The organism is Streptomyces nodosus, assembly GCF_008704995.1.
GTDB classification, from domain to species: Bacteria; Actinomycetota; Actinomycetes; order Streptomycetales; family Streptomycetaceae; genus Streptomyces; species Streptomyces nodosus.
In genome coordinates this window covers 5,245,850-5,265,398 of record NZ_CP023747.1, presented here as the reverse complement: position 1 = coordinate 5,265,398, position 19,549 = coordinate 5,245,850, and the positions used below count along the sequence as shown (strand labels likewise).

The following is a 19,549-nucleotide window of genomic DNA, read 5'->3' as shown; positions in this document are numbered from 1 at the left end:
CTTCGAACAGACGTCCGCGCCGGGTCCCCAGGGATGCAAGGGCATCTCAGCTGTCCACGCGTCCCCGTCCGTCCAGCGACTCGTCCAGGAAGTCCCTGACATGTCCGAGGATCCGCTCCCGGTCGGTGCCGCGCAGGCCGATCGCCACATGGATGGAGAAGCCGTCGAGGAGCGCGCGCAGCCGGGCGGCGAAGCGGTCCGGGTCGACCGCCCGGAACTCTCCCCCGGACACCCCCTCGGCGAGCAGGGCGACCAGATCACGGTGCCAGGCCTTCTCGATGGCGGCCTGCCGGTCCCGGGCGTCGTCGTCGGCGTTCTGCGAGCGGTTCCAGACCTCCAGCCAGAGCGACCAGTGCGGGTCACGGTGACCGGCGGGGACATACAGGTCGACATAGGCGTCCAGCCGCTCCCGGGCCGGGGCGGTACCGCTGAGCAGGCGTCCGCGTGCGGCGCCCAGTCGGCCCTCGCTCCACTCCAGGGTCCGCAGCAGCAGCTCGTCCTTGGAGCGGAAGTAGTAGAGCAGATGGCCACTGCTCATCCCGACCTCCCGGCCGAGCGCCGCCATGGTGAGCTTCTCCAGACCGCCTTCGGCGATCATGCCCATGGCCGCGGCGAGCACCTCCTCGCGTGGGGGCGCGTTGCGCCGCGCCCGGGCAGCGTCGGTCATCCGCGACTCCTCGACCTCTCAGACCCTGGGCTGCTGCTGGGTGATGCAGTGGATGCCCCCGCCACCGGCAAAGATCGTACGTGCGTCGACCAGGGTGACCGTGCGCCGGGGGAAGAGCTTGCGGAAGATGCCGGCGGCGGTCTCGTCCCGGGGGTCGTCGAAGCCGCACAGCACCACACCGTCGTTGGGGAGGTAGTGGTTGATGTAGGAGTAGTCGGCCCAGTGGCCGTCGGCCTCCAGGACCGTAGGGGCGGGAACCTCGACGACCTCCAGGGGCCGGCCCTGGGCGTCGGTGGCGGACTTCAGGATCCCGATGACCTCCCGGGTCACCTCGTGGTCGGGGTGGGCCGGATCCGGCTGGTGATGGGCGACCACCACACCGGGGCGGGCGAAGGCGGCGACGATGTCGACATGGCCGAGGGTGCCGTAGCCGTACGGGGGGTAGTCGCCGGTCAGCCCGCGCGGCAGCCAGATCGCCTTGCGGGTGCCGAGATGGGCGTGGATCTCCGCCTCGACCTGTTCCCTGGTCCAGTGCGGATTGCGCTCGGGGCCGAGCTGCACGGTCTCGGTGAGCAGCACGGTCCCCTCGCCGTCGACATGGATCCCACCGCCCTCGTTGACCAGCTGCGAGGCATAGGTGCGCGCCCCGGCGAGGTCCGAGACAAAGGCGGCGATCTTGGAGTCGTGCTCCCAGCGGGCCCAGTCCTGGGCTCCCCAGCCGTTGAACGTCCAGTCCACGGCGGCGAGCCGGCCGCCGCCGTCGGTGAGGAAGGTGGGGCCGATGTCCCGCATCCAGGCGTCGTCCAGGTCACGTTCCACGGTGTCGACGCCCTCGCCCAGCAGGGCCCGCGCCTCGGTGGACTGTCCGGGGCCGCAGACCACGGTGACCGGTTCGAAGCGGCGGACCGCGCGGGCCACCGACGCCCAGGCCGCGCGGGAGGCGGCGAGGTCGTCCGGGTCGTCGAAGGTCGGGTTGGGGCCCGGCCAGGCCATCCAGGTGCGCTCGTGCGGGGTCCACTCGGCGGGCATACGGAAGCCGTCGGCGGCGGGGGTGCTCATGGCAGGGGTCCTCACGGGGGTCACAGGAAGTACAGACGGTTGAGGGAGACCGAGTCGGCGGGCGCGGAGCGGACCGGGTCGCCGTCGAGGGTGACCAGGCCGGTGCGCCGGTCGACGTCCACCGTTCCGGTACGGGAGTTGAGGCGCAGATCGGCCGGGCCGATGCCCCGGGTGCCGCGGACCGCCACCCGGCGGCGCCGGGTCGGCATCCGGTCCCCGCCCTGGTCCAGGGCCGCCCGGGCGACAAAGGCGACGGAGAGCTCGGCGGCCGTGGCGCCATGGGCACCGAACTGGGGGCCGAGCACCAGGGGCTCGCTGGTGTCGGTGGCCGCGTTCGGGTCGCCGACCACCCCGTACGCGGGGAAGCCGGCCTTGAGGACGAGCTGCGGCTTGGCCCCGAAGTACTCCGGCCGCCACAGCACGATGTCGGCCAGCTTGCCGGTCTCGATGGACCCCACCTCATGGGCGAGCCCGTGCGCGATGGCCGGGTTGACGGTCAGTTTGGCGATATAGCGCAGCACCCGGGCGTTGTCGTCGCCCTCGCCGTCGCCCTCCAGGGGGCCGAGTTCGGCCTTCATCTTCCCGGCCATCGCGAAGGTGCGGCGCACGGTCTCGCCCGCGCGGCCCATGCCCTGGGCGTCGGACGAGGTGATCCCGATGGCCCCCAGGTCGTGCAGCACATCCTCGGCGCCCATGGTCCCGGCGCGGATCCGGTCCCGGGCCATGGCGGCGTCGCCCGGCAGGTCGGTCTTGAGGTCATGGACCGAGACGATCATGCCGTAGTGCTCGGCGACGGCGTCCCGGCCGAAGGGCAGGGTGGGGTTGGTGGAGGAGCCGATGACGTTCGGTACACCGGCCATCTTCAGGACGTTGGGCACATGGCCGCCGCCGCAGCCCTCGATATGGAAGGCGTGGATGGTCCGGCCCTCGAGGACGCGCAGGGTGTCCTCCACCGACAGGCACTCGTTCAGCCCGTCGCTGTGCAGCGCGACCTGGACGTCGTGCTCCTCGGCGACCCGCAGCGCCGTGTCCAGGGCCCGGGTGTGGGCGCCCATGTCCTCGTGCACCTTGAAGCCCGAGGCGCCGCCCTCCGCCAGCGCCTCGACCAGGGGCGCGGGATCGGAGGAGGAGCCCCGGCCCAGAAAGCCGATGTTGACGGGCCAGGCGTCGAAGGCCCGGAACGCGTGCCGCAACGCCCAGGGCGAGTTGACGCCGACGCCCCACACCGGGCCGAACTCCTGGCCGATGATCGTGGTCACCCCGGAGGCGAGGGAGGCCTCCATGATGCGCGGCGACAGCAGATGGACATGGGTGTCGACCGCCCCTGCGGTGGCGATCAGCCCCTCGCCGGACACGATCGACGTCCCCGTGCCGACCACCACGTCGACCCCGTCGAGGGTGTCGGGGTTCCCGGCGCGCCCGATGGCGTGGATCCGGCCCTCCCGGATGCCGATCGAGACCTTGCGGATGCCCTGCACCGCGTCGATCACGACCACGTTGCTGATGACGACGTCGCAGGTCTCCCGCACGGACGCGGCCTTGAGGTGCAGCCCGTCACGGGCGGTCTTGCCGAAGCCGGCGAGGAACTCGTCGCCGTACTTCTGTGCGTCGGACTCGATCCGCACCACCAGTCCGGAGTCGCCGAGCCGTATGCGGTCTCCGGCGCGGGGGCCGTGGGTGGCGGCGTACTCGTACGGGTTCATCGTGCGTCTCCTTCGCGCCCGGCGCCCGGGGTTCCCAGATATCCGCAGGCGGCGGCCCGGCGCAGGGCCTCCTCCTTGGCCCCCGGGGCGTCCAGCGGCCCGTCGACCAGGCCCGCGAAGCCGATCGCGATCCGCTCGCCGCCGATCGGCACCAGGCCGACCTCGGCGCTCTCGCCGGGCCCGAACCGCACCGAGGAGCCGGCGGGCACGGCGAGCCGCATGCCGTAGGCCTCGGCCCGGTCGAAGTCGAGCCGTGGGTTGGCCTCGAAGAAGTGGAAGTGGGAGGTGACGGAGACCGGCACGGTCGCCGTGTTGGTGACCGTCAGCCGGAGCGCCTCCTCCGGTTCGGGCTGCTGCGGGCCCGGCAGCAGCGCGCCCGGCGCCTCCTCCCCCAGCCCGCCCCCGATGGGGTCGGTGACGACCGCCAGGCGCGAGCCGTCCTCGAAGACGGCCTCGACCTGCACCTCGGCGACGATGTCCGCGACACCCGGCAGTACGTCGTCCGGGCCGAGGACCGCACGGGCGCGCTCGACGGCCTCGGCCAGCCGGGCGCCGTCACGGGCCGCCTCGCACACCGTGTCGGCGATCAGCGCGGTGGCCTCCGGCACATTGAGCCTGAGCCCGCGGCCCCTGCGGGCCCGGGCCAGTTCGGCGGCCCCGAAGAGCAGCAGCCGGTCGCGTTCCGTGGGGGTGAGTCTCACGGGGCGGCGCCTCCTTGCCTCTGATCTGCCGTACCTCTGGTCCTTGACTTAGAGCGGCACTCTAAATGCAAGGCAGGTGTTCGCACCAGAGGTCTACCAGGCCCGGCAGATGTATGGAACGTCACTCGAACTCGAAGACCCCGAGGGCCGCCCCCGGTCCTGAAGTCCGGGAGCGGCCCTCGATGCGTTCCGCCGGAACCTAGTGCCGCGGCAGGCAACGTTTGCCCGTCAAGGAGCGGCGTCGTGGGGGCACCTCCCGCGCGAGCGCAGTCGAGCGTGGCGAGAGTGCGTGCCGGGCGTCGCGACGGGGCGAACGTTGCCTGTCGGGGCACTAGTGCCGCATCGGGCGACGTTCGCCCCGTCGCGGCACTAGCCGACCCGGTGCATCCAGCCGTGGGTGTCCTCGCGGGTGCCGCGCTGGAGGTCCAGCAGGGCCTCGCGGAGCTTGACGGTGACCTCGCCCGGCTCGCCGTCCGACTGCTTCCACTCGGCGCCGGCGCGCTTGACCGTGCCGACCGGGGTGATGACGGCGGCGGTGCCGCAGGCGAAGACCTCGGTGAGGGTGCCGTTCTCGGAGTCGGTCTGCCACTGGTCGATGGAGACTCGGCCCTCCTCGGCCTCGTAGCCGAGTTCACGGGCGACGGTCAGCAGGGAGTCACGGGTGACGCCCTCCAGGATGGAGCCGGTCAGCGACGGTGTGACGATCTTGTTCCCGTACACGAAGTACAGGTTCATGCCGCCGAGCTCCTCGACCCAGGTGTGCTCCACTGCGTCGAGATAGCAGACCTGGTCACAGCCCTTGGCCGCGGCCTCGGCCTGGGCCAGCAGGGAGGCCGCGTAGTTGCCGCCGGTCTTGGCGTCGCCCATGCCGCCGGGGACGGCGCGCACCCGGTCCTCCGACACCCAGATGGAGACCGGCTTCACGCCGCCCGCGAAGTAGGCGCCGGCCGGGGAGGCGATGACCAGGAAGAGGTACTCGTTGGCCGGCCGCACCCCGAGGCCGACCTCGCTGGCGATCATGAACGGGCGCAGATAGAGGGACTCCTCGCCGCCGTGCGCCGGCACCCAGGCGATGTCCTGGCGGACGAGGGCGTCACAGGCCTCGACGAAGCTCTCGACCGGCAGCTCGGGCATGGCCAGGCGCCGGGCGGAGCGCTGGAAGCGGCGGGCGTTCATCTCCGGGCGGAAGACGGCGACCGAGCCGTCGGGCCGGCGGTACGCCTTGAGCCCCTCGAAGATCTCCTGCGCATAGTGCAGCGTCATGTTCGCGGGGTCGAGGGAGAGCGGGCCGTAGGGGACGAGCTGTCCGTCGTGCCAGCCGCGGCCCTCGGTCCACTTGATCGTCACCATGTGGTCGGTGAAGTGGCGGCCGAACCCGGGGTTGGCCAGGATCGCGTTCCGCTCCGCGTCGGAGAGCGGGTTGGCGGAGGGCTTCAGCTCGATCGTGGGCGTCGTCATATGTGGTTTGTCCTTCACCGGTTGTCGTGACGGGCCGCGCTCACGTCCGTTCCGTCCGTGACAGTTGGTTGGACGTCCGAGCATTCCCTCATTCCGCGGCTCCTCGTTCGATTATCGCAAGCGGGGAGACACGGCCGAAACGGTGTGAATGCGGCCCCCGGGAATGCCCCGGAGGTGGCTTTGATGGTGGCACCCGGCGAGGGCATGAAAAAGCCGCCGGGCGCAAGGGCGACCCGACGGCCTTCTCCAGGGGTGTGAGGGGCGCGTGAGGTTCTCCCCGCTCACGCGCGACCGGCAGCTCAGCCGGTCACGCGTGCGACGAGGGCGTCGCCGATCTCCTCGGTGGTGCGGGCGGGCTCGCCCACGCGCTCCGCGAGATCGGCGGAGACGGCCTCCTCGATGCGGGCGGCCTCGGACTCGTGGCCGAGGTGGCGCAGCAGCAGGGCGACCGACAGGACGGTGGCCGAGGGGTCGGCCTTGCCCTGGCCCGCGATGTCGGGCGCCGAGCCGTGTACGGGCTCGAACATCGACGGGAACTCGCCGGAGGGGTTGATGTTGCCGGAGGCGGCGACCCCGATGCCGCCGGAGATCGCGGCGGCCAGGTCGGTGATGATGTCACCGAAGAGGTTGTCGGTGACGATCACATCGAAGCGCTCGGGCCGGGTGACGAGATGGATCGTCGCCGCGTCCACATGCATGTACTCGGTGGTGACCTCGGGGAACTCCTCGCCCACCTTGGTGAAGATGTCCGTCCACAGATGGCCGGCGTGCACCAGCACATTGTTCTTGTGGACCAGGGCCAGCTTCTTGCGGGGGCGGGCCTGCGCACGGGCGTAGGCGTCGCGCACCACGCGCTCGATGCCGAAGGCGGTGTTCAGCGAGACCTCGGTGGCGACCGCGTGCGGGGTGCCGGGGCGGATGGTGCCGCCGTTGCCCGTGTAGGGGCCCTCGGTACCCTCGCGGACCACCACGAAGTCGATCTCGGGCTGGCCCGCGAGCGGGGTCTCCACACCGGGGAGCAGCTTGGAGGGCCTCAGATTGACATGGTGGTCGAAGGCGAAGCGGAGCCTGAGCAGAAAGCCGCGCTCCAGGACGCCGGACGGGACCGAGGGGTCGCCGATCGCGCCGAGCAGAATCGCGTCGTGCCGCTTGAGCTGCTCCAGGTCGGCGTCGGTGAGGGTCTCACCGGTGGCGTGGTAGCGCCGGGCGCCGAAGTCGTACTCCTTGGTCTCCAGCTTCACATCCTGCGGAAGGACGGCGGAGAGGATCCTGAGCCCCTGGGCCACGACCTCCTGGCCGATGCCGTCACCGGGGATCACTGCGAGATTGAGGCTGCGAGACATGACGGCACCGTACTCCTTGTCCCATGGAATGACATGGGACGTCCGGGATGCGGACAGGCGGTTCCCGGCTCAGTGGCCGGTCTCGCCGCCGTTGTCCCGGCGGTCGAGGGCGCGCTGGAGCGCGGCGGCGGCCCTCCTGCGGTCGGCGTCGCTGGTACGGGAGGCGTGACGGACTCGGCGGCGGGCGGTCGTCTCGGCCATGGAAATCGACTCCTTCGATGGAACACGGGAGTGCGGGAAAGGGGTTACGAGACTCCCCCACTGCCTGATGGGCGTGGGCGGCGCCCCAGAGGGGCGTGGAGCGGCGGCGCAGGGATCACCCGCACGGGCCCGGCTCCCGATCGCCATGCGCTGGATCGAGCGCGGCGTTCGGCTCCTACCAAGCTAAGCGAGGAGCGGTCGCCTGTCTCCATAGTTAGTCGGACTTCCTACTATCTGAGACGGCCGATCGGGTCACACCTCGCCGACCTGAGGGACAATGCCTCGCTGACCTGCGGAGACAATGAAAACCGCCCCCGTCCTCGGTCTCGGGACCCAGGAGGGGGGCGGTGTCCGGTGGGGGCGTCAGCCCATGTGCGGGTAGCCGTAGTCGGTCGGCGACACCAGGGACTCCTTGATGGCGCGGGCCAGGGTCCAGCGCAGCAGGTTCTGCGGGGCGCCCGCCTTGTCGTTGGTGCCGGAGGCACGGCCGCCGCCGAAGGGCTGCTGGCCGACCACGGCGCCGGTCGACTTGTCGTTGATGTAGAAGTTGCCGGCCGCGTAGCGCAGCTTCTCCATCGTGTGGGCCGCCGCGGCACGGTCGTTGGCGATGACCGCGCCGGTGAGGGCGTAGTCCGACACCGACTCCATCTGGGTCAGCATCTCGTCGTACTTCTCGGCGGAGCTGTCGTCGTAGACGTACACCGCGAGGATCGGGCCGAAGTACTCCGTCCGGAAGACCTCGTTCTCCGGGTCGGTGCACTCGATGACGGTCGGGCGCACGAAGTAGCCGACCGAGTCGTCGTAGGTGCCGCCCGCGACGATCGTGCAGGACGGGTCCTGCCGCGCGCGGTCGATCGCGGCCTTGTTCTTGGCGAAGGAGCGGTCGTCGATGACGGCGCCGATGAAGTTCGACAGGTCGGTGACATCGCCCATGGTCAGCCCGTCGACCTCGGCGGCGAACTCCTCCTTGAAGCCGGAGTTCCAGATCGACGCCGGGATGTACGCCCGGGAGGACGCCGAGCACTTCTGGCCCTGGTACTCGAAGGAACCGCGGGTCAGGGCCGTCTTCAGCACCGCACGGTCAGCGCTCGGGTGCGCGACCACGAAGTCCTTGCCGCCGGTCTCGCCGACCAGGCGCGGGTAGGAGCGGTACTTCTCGATGTTGTTGCCGACCGTCTTCCACAGGTACTGGAAGGTCTTGGTCGAGCCGGTGAAGTGGATGCCGGCGAGGTCACGGTGCTCAAGGGCCACCTCGGAGACCGCGATGCCGTCACCGGTGACCAGGTTGATGACGCCCTTGGGCAGCCCGGCCTCCTCCAGCAGCTGCATCAGCAGCACGGCGGCGTGGGTCTGCGTCGGGGACGGCTTCCAGACCACCACATTGCCCATCAGGGCGGGCGCGGTGGGCAGGTTGGCCGCGATCGCCGAGAAGTTGAACGGCGTGATCGCGTAGACGAAGCCCTCCAGCGGGCGGTGGTCCAGGCGGTTCCAGACGCCCGGGGAGTTGGCCGGGGGCTGCTCGGCCAGGACCTGGCGGGCGTAGTGGACGTTGAAGCGCCAGAAGTCCACCAGCTCGCAGGGGCTGTCGATCTCGGCCTGCTGGGCGGTCTTGGACTGGCCGAGCATGGTGGAGGCGGCGATGGTCTCGCGCCAGGGGCCGGCCAGCAGCTCGGCGGCGCGCAGGATGATCGCGGCGCGGTCGTCGAAGGACATCGCGCGCCAGGCGGGCGCGGCGGCCAGCGCGGCGTCGACGGCGTCCTGCGCGTCCTGCCGGGTGGCGTTGCGGTAGGTGCCGAGGACGGACTTGTGGTTGTGCGGCTGGACGACCTGGAAGGCCTCGCCGCCGCCCATGCGCTTCTCACCACCGATGGTGCAGGGCAGGTCGACCGGGTTCTCGGCCAGCTCCTTGAGCTTGGCCTCCAGCCGGACGCGCTCGGGCGAACCGGGGGCGTAGCCGTGCACCGGCTCATTGACGGGGGTGGGGACCTGGGTCACAGCGTCCATGGGTTCCGTAACTCCTTGACTTGAGCGGTGATGGGTCGGGCTCAGCCCTTGCTGATCATCGAGCGGGCGAAGAAGCGCAGGTTGGCCGGCTTCTCGGCGAGCCGGCGCATGAAGTAGCCGTACCAGTCGGTGCCGTACGCGGTGTAGACCCGCATCCGGTGCCCCTCGGCGGCCAGCCGCAGATGCTCCTCGCTGCGGATGCCGTACAGCATCTGGAACTCGTACTCGTCCAGCTTGCGCCCGGCGCGCCGGCCGAGTTCCTGTGCGATGGAGATCAGCCGCGGGTCGTGGGAGCCGATCATCGGGTATCCCTTGCCCTCCATGAGGGTCTTCAGGATGCGCACATACGCCTTGTCGATCTCGGCCTTCTGCTGGTAGGCGACCGACGCGGGCTCCTTGTACGCGCCTTTCACGATACGCACCCGGCTGCCGTTCCCGGCCAGCCGGCGGGCGTCGTCCTCGGTGCGGAAGAGATAGGCCTGGATCACACAGCCCGTCTGGGGGAAGTCCTTCCGCAGCTCGTCGTGGATGGCGAACATCGAGTCGAGGGTGGTGTGGTCCTCGGCGTCCAGGGTGACCGTCGTACCGATCGCGGCGGCGGCCTCGACGACCGGGCGGACATTGGCGAGCGCCAGCTCGTGGCCCCCGTCCAGCGCCTGCCCGAACATGGAGAGCTTGACGGACATCTCGGCCCTGGTGCCCAGGTCCAGCACCTTGAGGTGGTCGATCAGCTTCAGGTACGCGTCCCGTGCGGCCTCGGCCTGTCCGGGGTTCGTGATGTCCTCGCCGACGACGTCCATGGTGAGCTCCAGGCCCCTGCCGGTGAGCTCACGGATGATCGGGACGATCTGATCGACGCTCTCGCCGGGGATGAAGCGGTCGACGACCTGCTTGGTCACCGGGGCGGCCGAGATCAGTCGGCGCATGCGGTCGCTGCGCGACGCGGCGAGAATCACGGGACCCAGCACGGGGCACCTCCACAAGGGACAACAGGAGGCCGAATCCCGACCAATCGGGTACGGCACGGAGAACCACCGTGAAACCTACGGATCGCTTCGATCGTGGGCCATCGACAGCTGTCACGCATCCGTGCCCTGGATCTCATACAGCTGTACAAAGGGGTGGGGGAAATGCGGGAGAATCGCCTTGTGGTGGATGTGTTCAAGGCAGGACAAGGCGATTACCAGGAGCTCGTCGACGAGATCTCGGCGCTGCTCGGCGCCCCCGCGACCCTGGAGAACCGGGACTTCGAGCTGATCGCCTTCGCCGCCTACGACAGCGACGGCGAGTTCGACGAGGCGTCCCTCGACCCGGTGCGCACCCGTTCGATCCTCACCCGCCGCTCCACGGCGGCGGTGCGCCGGTGGTTCGAGGGTTTCGGCATCGCCCGCGCCACCGGACCGGTGCGCATTCCGCCCACCCCGGAGGCGGGGGTCTACCGGGGACGGATCTGTCTGCCCGTACGCCATCGGGGTGTGGTCCACGGGTATGTGTGGCTGCTGGCCGACGAGCCGGGGCCCTCCGAGGCGCAGCTGTCCGCGGCGATGCAGATCACCGCGCGCATCGGGAATCTGCTCGCGGACGAGGCACAGGCCGGTGCGGATCTGACGCGGGAACTGCGCGCGGTCCTCACCGCGCCGCCCGGCTGGCGGCAGGACATGGCGGTGGCGGAACTGCGCACGGCACTGGGCACACGGGCCGACGGACTGCACACACTGGTCTGTGTCGCCCCCTGGACGCCGGCCGACCCCGACGAGGCCCCCACGGCCCGTACGATCCCGGCCGGGGCCGCTCTGTGCACGGTGCCGTGGGGAGGGGGCCCCGACGGGTTCTCCCCCATGGGTGAGGGGCAGAGCCTGGCCCTGCTGGTGCGGCTGCGCTCGGCCCATGTGCCGACCCCGGCGCTGACGGCGGCCACCCGGCTGCTCCGGGAGGCCACGGACGGCTCCGGGCGGACGGCGGCCGGGGTGGCCGACGCCCGTCATGGCCTCGACGAGCTGGGCACCGCCTGGCAGGAGGCATCGGGGGCGGCCCGCGCGGCGCTGGCGGAGCCCCGGCTGGGACCGGTCGCACAGTGGTCGGCCATCGGACCGTACCGTCTGCTGACCTCGCTGCCGCCCCGGGTGGCCGACGACCCTGCCGTACGGATCCTGTTCTCCCCCGCCCACCGCGAACTCGCCCGCACGGCCGAGGTGTTCCTGGACTGCGCCGGCCAGGCGGGCCGCGCGGCGGCCGAACTGGGCATCCACCGCCAGACCCTGTACTACCGCCTGTCCCGCGTGGAACAGCTCACCGGCCTGGACCTGGACGAGGGCGAGGACCGGCTGCTGCTGCACATGGCCCTGAAGAACGCCCGGCTCTAGGCCTGGGCAGAAGGCCCATCCGGACCGGCCGCCACCATCACCCTGCGCAGCCCCTCGGTGAGCTGGTCGGCGGCGGTCGCGGCCTCCGGGTCGAACAGCCACTGCACCATGAGGCCTTGCAGAAGGGTCTGGTAGAAGCGGCCCTCGGTGTCCAGCGTCTCCTTGTCCAGCTGCTCCTCCGGGACACCGCTGAACAGGGCCACGAGCCCCGAACGGCCCTCTTCCTCCGCCTCGCTGAGCATCCTGCGCACCTCGGACAGCCGGTCGCCCTGGAGGACGAGTTCGAAGCTCAGCAGCCAGATCGCCCGCGACTGCGGCACCGCGCGGATGACGTTCCCCCAGACCTCCCGGAAGCGCTCCAGCGAGCCGGGCGGCGCCTCGGTGGGCCCGCCCGCTCCCCAGCCGGGCTCGAAACCGTCCCCCATCCCCTCGATCAGGGAGACATACGCCTGCACCAGCAGTGCGTCCTTCGAGCCGTAGTGGTACCCGATCGACGCCAGGTTGGTCCCCGACTCCTTGACGATGTCGCGCGCCGTGGTGCGCAGGAAGCCCTTCTCCAGCAGGCAGCGCTTGGCGCCCTCGAGCAGATCCTCACGGTGTCCCATGCCGTCACCCTACCCCGATTCAGACATCCGTCTCATACGCACGTCTCACACAACCGTCTTATACAATTGTTCTAGACAAGCGTGTAAGACGCCCGTACATTCACCGTCATGACGAATCCGACGAGCACGACCGGCCCCCTCGGCCCGGGATCCGCCCCGGCCCCGGCGGGCCGCCGCGAATGGACCGCCCTCAGCGTGCTGATGCTGCCGCTGCTGCTGGTCTCGATGGACGTCTCGGTCCTGTACTTCGCCATCCCGGAGATCAGCGCCGACCTGGAGCCCAGCGGTACCCAGCAGCTCTGGATCTTCGACGTCTATGCGTTCGTCCTGGCCGGCCTGCTGATGACGATGGGGGTCCTCGGTGACCGCGTCGGCCGCCGCAAGCTGCTGCTGTTCGGTGCCGCCGCCTTCGGTGCCGCCTCGCTGACGGCCGCGTACGCGAACAGCGCCGAAACCCTGATCGCCGCCCGCGCGGTCCTCGGCCTCGGCGGCGCGACCCTGATGCCCTCGACGATGGCGCTGGTCCGGACGATGTTCACCGACCCCGGCCAGCGGGCGAAGGCGATCGGCATCTGGTCCGGTGTGATGACCGGCGGCATCGCGCTCGGCTCCGTGCTCAGCGGCGTACTGGTGCAGTACTTCTGGTGGGGCTCGGTCTTCCTGGTCAATCTGCCCGCGATGGCGCTGCTGCTGGTGCTGGGCCCGATCCTGCTGCCCGAGTCGAAGAACCCGGCGCCCGGCCGCTTCGACCTCCTCAGCGTGCCGCTGTCGATGGCGGCGGTGCTTCCCGTGATCTACGGCCTGAAGGAGATGCCCTCACAGGGCGTACGTCCGCTGTACATCGTCTCGATCCTCGTCGGGCTGCTCCTCGCCGCCCTCTTCGTCCGCCGTCAGCGCACCACGGCCTCCCCGATGATCCCGCCGGCCCTCTTCCGTGCCCGGGGTTTCGCCCCCGCGGTGGTCCTCAACCTCGTCTCCACGTTCGCCATGATGGGCTCCGCGTTCTTCACCACGCAGTATCTGCAGTCCGTGCTCGGCAAGAGCGCGCTGGAGGCGGCCCTGTGGTCGCTGCTGCCGTCGGTGCCGATCGGGCTGGCGGCTCCGGTGGCGGCGGTCCTCGTGCAGAAGGGGGTCGACCGGGCGCACGTCGTGACGGCGGGCTTCGCGATCGCGGCCTCGGGCTTCGGGATGCTGGCCCTGACCGGGACGGACTCGCTCCAGCTGGTGCTGGCCGCGTGCGGGGTGCTGGCCTCGGGCATCGTGATGGTCATGTCCCAGATGACCGATCTGGCGCTGGGTGCGGCCCCGGTGGAGCAGGCCGGCACGGCCTCGTCGCTGCTGGAGACGGGGTCGGAGTTCGGGGGCGCGCTGGGCATGGCCGTCCTCGGCTCCATCGGTACGGCGATCTACCGCCACCGGATCCCGTCCTCCGCGCCCGCCCCGGCCCAAGAGACCCTCGGCGGCGCGCTCGCGGTCGCCGGACAGCTGCCGGGACGTGCGGGCGAGGCCCTGGTGACCACGGCGCGGGAGGCCTTCACCGGCGGAATGCACGGGGCGGCGGTCGCCGCGGCGGCGGTGCTGGTTCTTTCGGCGGTCGCGGCGACACCTCTGCGCCGGAGCCATGCCGGGGAGGCCTCGCCCGTCGCGCAGGACGAGGTGGCCCAGGCGGCTGAGGACGGGGCCTGACATCTGGTTGTTCGGCAGGCACGGGAAAGCCGGACGGGCTGGTGGAGCCCGTCCGGCGTTCACTCATGGGTCCGTTCCGTGCGAACGGGGACCTCGGGCAGCGGCCCGGGTGCGCGGCGGCCGCACCGGGCGGCCGCCCGAGACGCACCTCAGACCAGGTTCACCGAGCGTGCGGAGGTCGCGCCGATCTCCTCGGCCACCTCCGCCAGGACGTTCGGCGGGACCGTGTCGTCGACCGTGAGGACCGCGAGGGCCTCGCCGCCGGCGATCGCGCGGGACACCTGCATGCCGGCGATGTTGAAGCCGGCCTCGCCGAGGATGCGGCCCAGCGTGCCGACCACGCCGGGGCGGTCGGTGTAGCGCAGGACGAGCATGTGCTCGGCGAGCGCCAGGTCCACGTCGTACTCGCCGACCGCCACGATCTTCTGGTGGTGCTTCGGGCCGGCCAGGGTGCCGGACACCGAGACCTCCTCGCCGTCCGAGAGGGTGCCGCGCACGGTGACCACATTGCGGTGGTCCGTGGCCTCGGAGCTGGTGGTCAGGCGCACTTCGACACCGCGCTCCTGGGCGAAGAGCGGCGCATTGACATAGGAGACCGTCTCGTCCACCACGTCCTCGAACACGCCCTTGAGCGCGGACAGTTCGAGCACCTTGACATCGTGCTGGGTGATCTCGCCGTACACCTCGACATCGAGCCGGACCGCGACCTCGCCCGCCAGCGCGGTGAAGATGCGGCCGAGCTTCTCGGCGAGCGGCAGACCGGGCTTGACGTCCTCGGCGATGACCCCGCCCTGGACGTTCACCGCGTCGGGCACCAGCTCACCGGCGAGCGCCAGGCGCACCGACCTGGCGACCGCGATACCGGCCTTCTCCTGCGCCTCGTCCGTGGAGGCGCCCAGGTGCGGGGTGCAGACGACCTGGTCCAGCTCGAACAGCGGGGAGTCCGTGCACGGCTCCTTGGCGTACACATCGAGGCCCGCGCCCGCGACCCGGCCCTCCTTGAGCGCCGAGTAGAGGGCCTCCTCGTCGACGATCCCGCCGCGTGCGGCGTTGACGACGCGGACGCTCGGCTTGACCTTGTGCAGCGCCTCGTCGCCGATCAGCCCCACGGTCTCGGGGGTCTTCGGCAGATGGACGGTGATGAAGTCGGACGTCTCGAGGAGCTCGTCCAGCGAGACCACCTTGACGCCCATCTGCGCCGCCCGGGCGGGCTGCACATAGGGGTCATAGGCGACGATCTTCATGCCGAAGGCGGACATGCGCTGGGCGACCAGCGCGCCGATCCGGCCGAGGCCGACCACGCCGAGGGTCTTCTCGGCGAGCTCCACGCCGGTGTACTTGCTGCGCTTCCACTCGCCGTTCTTCAGCGCGGCGTTGGCCTGCGGGATGTTGCGGGCGGTGGAGACCAGCAGACCGCAGGCCAGCTCGGCCGCGGTCACGATGTTCGAGGTGGGGGCGTTGACGACCATCACGCCCGCCTTGGTGGCGGCGGAGACGTCCACATTGTCGAGGCCGACGCCGGCGCGGGCCACGACCTTCAGCTTGCGGGCGACGGCGACGGCCTCGGCGTCGACCTTGGTCGCGGAGCGGATCAGGATGGCGTCGACGTCGGCGATCGCGGGCAGCAGCTCGGCGCGGTCCGCGCCGTTGCAGTGCCGGATCTCGAAGTCGGGGCCGAGGGCGTCGACGGTCGCGGGCGACAGCTCTTCAGCGATGAGTACGACGGGTTTCGAGCTCACGTGAGTCCTCACATGTCCAATGCGGACGGCCGTCCCGACGGCCGCAGGCGGTGGAGGGGTGCTAGCCGCGTGGAAGACGCACGACGCTGTGGGCCTGACGCGTTGTTGTCCAGCAGTGTAGTGGCGCCTCGGGCGTCGCCTTACGCCGTTGCGGAAGGATCACCCATCCGTGGCTGGACGGGGTGGACAACGCCCGGGACCGGACGTCACCCCGCCTTCGCCGGGGGGCCGGAACGGCTCGCTCCGGCCCCCCGGCCGGGAGTCTCAGGCCTCCTCGTTGACCCAGCTCATGAGCTTGCGCAGCTCCTTGCCGGTGGTCTCCAGCAGGTGCTCGGAGTCCTGCTGCTTGTATTCGTTGTAGTTCTTCAGACCGCCGTGGTACTCGTCCATCCAGTTCTGCGCGAACGAACCGTCCTGGATCTCGGCGAGCACCTTCTTCATCTCGGCCTTGGTGGCGTCGGTGATGATGCGCGGACCGGTGACGTAGTCGCCCCACTCGGCGGTCTCGGAGATCGACCAGCGCATCTTCTCCAGGCCGCCCTCGTACATGAGGTCGACGATCAGCTTCAGCTCGTGCAGGCACTCGAAGTAGGCGATCTCCGGCTGGTAGCCCGCCTCGACCAGGGTCTCGAAACCGGCCTTGACCAGCGCGGCGGTGCCACCGCACAGCACGGCCTGCTCACCGAAGAGGTCGGTCTCGGTCTCCTCGGTGAAGGTGGTCTTGATGACGCCGGCGCGGGTGCCGCCGATGCCCTTCGCGTACGACAGCGCCAGCGCGAAGCCGTTGCCGGAGGCGTCCTGCTCCACCGCGACGATGCACGGGACGCCGCGGCCCTCCTCGTACTGGCGGCGCACCAGGTGGCCCGGGCCCTTGGGGGCGACCATGCACACGTCCACACCGGCCGGGGGCTTGATGAAGCCGAAGCGGATGTTGAAGCCATGGCCGAAGAACAGCGCGTCGCCGTCCTTCAGGTTCGGGGCGATGGACTCCTCGTAGACCTTGCCCTGGATCGGGTCCGGCACCAGGATCATGATCACGTCGGCCTCGGCGGCGGCCTCCGCCGGGGTCACCACGCGCAGCCCCTGCTCCTCGGCCTTCGCCTTGGACGCGGAGCCCTCGTGCAGACCGACGCGGACATCGACGCCGGAGTCCCGCAGCGACAGCGCGTGGGCGTGGCCCTGGCTGCCGTAGCCGATGACCGCGACCTTGCGGCCCTGGATGATGGACAGGTCGGCGTCAGCGTCGTAGAACAGCTCGGCCACTTTGGGTTCTCTCCTTGGGTGCTGGTGTTGCGTCCCACCGTATGACGGTGAGGGGAGGGGAAGTCTCGGGATCTCGGAATACGGGCGGACCGGCCGATGGCCGGCCGCCCGTGCTCCGTCGTACGGAATGCTCCGCGGGTCCTAGGCCGACCGGTCGAGGGCGCGCAGGGAGCGGTCGGTGATCGAACGGGAGCCGCGGCCGATCGCGATCGTGCCGGACTGGACCAGTTCCTTGATGCCGAACGGCTCCAGCATCTTCAGCATGGCCTCCAGCTTGTCACTGGACCCGGTGGCCTCGACGGTGACGGCCTCCGGGGCGACGTCGACGGTCTTGGCGCGGAACAGCTGGACGATCTCGACGACCTGGGAGCGCGTCTCGTTGTCGGCGCGCACCTTCACCAGAACGAGTTCCCGCTGAACGGCGTGCGACGGCTCCAGTTCGACGATCTTCAGGACGTTGACCAGCTTGTTGAGCTGCTTGGTGACCTGTTCGAGCGGCAGTTCCTCGACATTCACCACGATGGTGATGCGGGAGATGTCGGGGTGCTCGGTGACACCGACCGCGAGCGAGTCGATGTTGAATCCGCGGCGGGAGAACAGGGCGGCGATCCGGGCGAGGATGCCGGGCGTGTTCTCGACGAGGACCGAGAGGGTGTGCTTGGACATGGTTCTCACTCAGCTCTCTCTCAGTCGTCTTCGTTGTCGCCGAAGTCGGGGCGGACGTCCCGGGCGGCCATGATCTCGTCGTTGGAGGTGCCGGCGGCGACCATCGGCCACACCATCGCGTCCTCGTGGACGATGAAGTCCACGACGACCGGTCGGTCGTTGATGGAGTTCGCCTCCTCGATGACCTTGTCGAGATCCTCCGGGGACTCGCAGCGGATCGCGTGGCAGCCCATGGCCTCCGACAGCTTGACGAAGTCGGGGACCCGGGTGCCGGCGCCCTGCTGGCCGCCGGAACCGCCGGCCTCGGCCGGGCCCGAGTGCAGGACCGTGTTGGAGTACCGCTGGTTGTAGAACAGGGTCTGCCACTGGCGGACCATCCCGAGAGCGCCGTTGTTGATGATGGCGACCTTGATCGGGATGTTGTTGAGGGCGCAGGTGGTCAGTTCCTGGTTGGTCATCTGGAAGCAGCCGTCGCCGTCGATCGCCCAGACCGTCTGATCCGGGGCGCCGGCCTTGGCGCCCATGGCGGCCGGAACCGCGTAGCCCATGGTCCCGGCGCCGCCGGAGTTCAGCCAGCTGGCGGGCCGGTCGTACTGGATGAAGTGCGCCGCCCACATCTGGTGCTGGCCGACGCCCGCCGCGAAGATCGTGCCCTCGGGGGCGAGCCGGCCGATCCGCTCGATGACCTGCTGCGGGGAGAGCGTGCCCTCCTCCTCGGGCAGGTCGTAGCCGAGCGGATAGGTCTCGCGCCAGCGGTCGAGGTCCTTCCACCAGGCGGTGTAGTCGCCCCGGTGGCCCTCGGCGTGCTCCTTCTGGACGGCCTGGATCAGGTCGGCGATGACCTCGCGGGCGTCACCGACGATCGGCACGTCGGCGACGCGGTTCTTGCCGATCTCGGCCGGGTCGATATCGGCGTGGACGATCTTGGCGCCCGGGGCGAAGCTGTCCAGCTTGCCGGTGACGCGGTCGTCGAAGCGGGCTCCGAGGGCGACGATCAGGTCGGACTTCTGCAGCGCGGTGACGGCGGTGACCGAACCGTGCATGCCCGGCATTCCCACGTGCTGCGGGTGGCTGTCGGGGAATGCGCCGAGCGCCATCAGGGTGGTGGTGACGGGCGCTCCGGTGAGTTCCGCGAGGACCTTGAGCTCGGCGGTGGCGCGGGACTTCAGGACGCCGCCGCCGACGTAGAGGACGGGCCGCCGGGCGGAGGTGATCAGCTTGGCGGCCTCACGGATCTGCTTGGCGTGCGGCTTGGTGACCGGGCGGTAGCCGGGCAGGTCCATGACCGGCGGCCAGGAGAAGGTCGTCCGCATCTGCAGCACGTCCTTCGGAATGTCGACGAGCACCGGGCCGGGCCGACCGGTCGAGGCGATGTGGAACGCCTCCGCGATCGTCCTCGGGATGTCCTCGGGCTTGGTGACCAGGAAGCTGTGCTTGGTGATCGGCATCGTGATACCGACGATGTCCGCCTCCTGGAAGGCGTCCGTGCCGATAGCCTCGGAGACGACCTGGCCGGTGATCGCGACCAGCGGCACCGAGTCCATGTTGGCGTCGGCGATCGGCGTCACCAGGTTGGTGGCACCGGGACCCGAAGTGGCCATGCAGACGCCGACCTTGCCGGTCGCCTGGGCGTAACCCGTGGCCGCGTGGCCCGCGCCCTGTTCATGACGGACGAGCACATGGCGCACCCGGTCGGAGTCCATCATCGGGTCGTACGCGGGAAGGATCGTGCCGCCCGGAATGCCGAATACGGTGTCGACCCCGACCTCCTCGAGCGAGCGGATGAGGGACTTCGCACCCGTGACGTGCTCGGGCGCGGACTGCTGTCCTCCGGATCGGGGCCGCGGATGCGGGTGATGGGCCCCGGTGGCCTGCTCGGTCATCGGCATTCTCTTCTCGATGCTGAGGGTTTTTGCGAAGTTCGGGCGGGGTTCGGCTGGTGCCTGTGCAACAAAAAACCCCTCGTGCCGGGAGGCAAGCGAGGGGAGCGCGCCGGGTGTGGTCGCTGGGTGTTCCGGTCCATGTCCGGTGGGTCCCAGCTCAGCCGACGCGCTGTCCAAGTACGAGAATTCGCGAGTGCATGGGTTCGAC

The 19,549-nt window shown here is 70.2% G+C and carries 16 protein-coding genes; 2 read left to right on the top strand and 14 right to left on the bottom strand.

Features of this window, described 5'->3' with window-relative positions; translation table 11 throughout:
- Nucleotides 1-46: 46 nt before the first annotated feature.
- From CP978_RS23790 to CP978_RS23750, 9 genes are all read right to left on the bottom strand, one after another.
- Nucleotides 47-667: a TetR/AcrR family transcriptional regulator gene (locus CP978_RS23790; protein WP_043444095.1), complete on the bottom strand. Its 621-nt coding sequence runs from the start codon at nucleotides 665-667 to the stop codon at nucleotides 47-49.
- 18 nt (nucleotides 668-685) lie between these two features.
- A complete protein-coding gene (locus tag CP978_RS23785) occupies nucleotides 686-1,726 on the bottom strand; it encodes an agmatine deiminase family protein (protein WP_043444093.1) in 1,041 nt (346 codons plus the stop codon).
- 20 nt (nucleotides 1,727-1,746) lie between these two features.
- Entirely contained in the window at nucleotides 1,747-3,429 is a 1,683-nt protein-coding gene (locus tag CP978_RS23780) for an urease subunit alpha (protein ID WP_043444091.1), read from the bottom strand.
- Nucleotides 3,426-4,130 carry an urease subunit gamma gene (gene ureA / locus CP978_RS23775; RefSeq protein ID WP_043444089.1) on the bottom strand — a complete coding sequence of 235 codons (705 nt, stop codon included), beginning with the start codon at nucleotides 4,128-4,130 and terminating at the stop codon, nucleotides 3,426-3,428. The genes CP978_RS23780 and ureA overlap by 4 nt, the downstream gene beginning before the upstream one ends.
- A 369-nt stretch (nucleotides 4,131-4,499) precedes the next feature.
- On the bottom strand, nucleotides 4,500-5,588 hold the full coding sequence (locus tag CP978_RS23770) for a branched-chain amino acid aminotransferase (RefSeq protein WP_043444087.1): 1,089 nt from the start codon (nucleotides 5,586-5,588) through the stop codon (nucleotides 4,500-4,502).
- Between the two features lie 299 nt (nucleotides 5,589-5,887).
- A complete protein-coding gene (locus CP978_RS23765) occupies nucleotides 5,888-6,931 on the bottom strand; it encodes a 3-isopropylmalate dehydrogenase (protein WP_043444085.1) in 1,044 nt (347 codons plus the stop codon).
- A gap of 69 nt (nucleotides 6,932-7,000) precedes the next feature.
- Nucleotides 7,001-7,132 (bottom strand): hypothetical protein, encoded by a 132-nt coding sequence (locus CP978_RS36130; protein WP_107070440.1) that lies wholly within the window; start codon nucleotides 7,130-7,132, stop codon nucleotides 7,001-7,003.
- A gap of 363 nt (nucleotides 7,133-7,495) precedes the next feature.
- Nucleotides 7,496-9,136, bottom strand: a complete 1,641-nt coding sequence (gene pruA / locus CP978_RS23755; RefSeq protein WP_043444083.1) for an L-glutamate gamma-semialdehyde dehydrogenase — start codon at nucleotides 9,134-9,136, stop codon at nucleotides 7,496-7,498.
- Nucleotides 9,137-9,177: 41 nt separating this feature from the next.
- The gene (locus tag CP978_RS23750; RefSeq protein WP_043444081.1) at nucleotides 9,178-10,104 is read right to left on the bottom strand and encodes a proline dehydrogenase family protein; all 927 of its coding nucleotides are present in this window, start codon (nucleotides 10,102-10,104) and stop codon (nucleotides 9,178-9,180) included.
- A gap of 162 nt (nucleotides 10,105-10,266) precedes the next feature.
- Between CP978_RS23750 and CP978_RS23745 the strand changes: the two genes are divergently transcribed.
- Entirely contained in the window at nucleotides 10,267-11,499 is a 1,233-nt protein-coding gene (locus tag CP978_RS23745) for a PucR family transcriptional regulator (RefSeq protein ID WP_052454254.1), read from the top strand.
- Here CP978_RS23745 and CP978_RS23740 read toward each other — a convergent pair.
- Nucleotides 11,496-12,104 carry a TetR/AcrR family transcriptional regulator gene (locus CP978_RS23740; RefSeq protein WP_043444079.1) on the bottom strand — a complete coding sequence of 203 codons (609 nt, stop codon included), beginning with the start codon at nucleotides 12,102-12,104 and terminating at the stop codon, nucleotides 11,496-11,498. The two genes, CP978_RS23745 and CP978_RS23740, sit on opposite strands and share 4 nt — an antisense overlap.
- A gap of 108 nt (nucleotides 12,105-12,212) precedes the next feature.
- On the opposite strand from CP978_RS23740, the gene CP978_RS23735 reads away from it, so the two are divergent.
- A complete protein-coding gene (locus CP978_RS23735) occupies nucleotides 12,213-13,790 on the top strand; it encodes an MFS transporter (protein ID WP_043444077.1) in 1,578 nt (525 codons plus the stop codon).
- Nucleotides 13,791-13,939: 149 nt separating this feature from the next.
- Here the strand turns inward: CP978_RS23735 and serA are convergent, their stop codons facing one another.
- The 4 genes from serA to CP978_RS23715 form a co-directional block, all read right to left on the bottom strand.
- Nucleotides 13,940-15,529, bottom strand: a complete 1,590-nt coding sequence (serA, locus tag CP978_RS23730; RefSeq protein ID WP_043444075.1) for a phosphoglycerate dehydrogenase — start codon at nucleotides 15,527-15,529, stop codon at nucleotides 13,940-13,942.
- Nucleotides 15,530-15,793: 264 nt separating this feature from the next.
- Nucleotides 15,794-16,792, bottom strand: coding sequence for a ketol-acid reductoisomerase (gene ilvC / locus CP978_RS23725; protein ID WP_043444073.1), 999 nt, complete (start codon nucleotides 16,790-16,792; stop codon nucleotides 15,794-15,796).
- A gap of 141 nt (nucleotides 16,793-16,933) precedes the next feature.
- Nucleotides 16,934-17,458, bottom strand: coding sequence for an acetolactate synthase small subunit (ilvN, locus tag CP978_RS23720; protein WP_043444071.1), 525 nt, complete (start codon nucleotides 17,456-17,458; stop codon nucleotides 16,934-16,936).
- A 20-nt stretch (nucleotides 17,459-17,478) separates the two neighbouring features.
- A complete protein-coding gene (locus tag CP978_RS23715) occupies nucleotides 17,479-19,341 on the bottom strand; it encodes an acetolactate synthase large subunit (protein ID WP_107070439.1) in 1,863 nt (620 codons plus the stop codon).
- Nucleotides 19,342-19,549 lie beyond the last annotated feature (208 nt).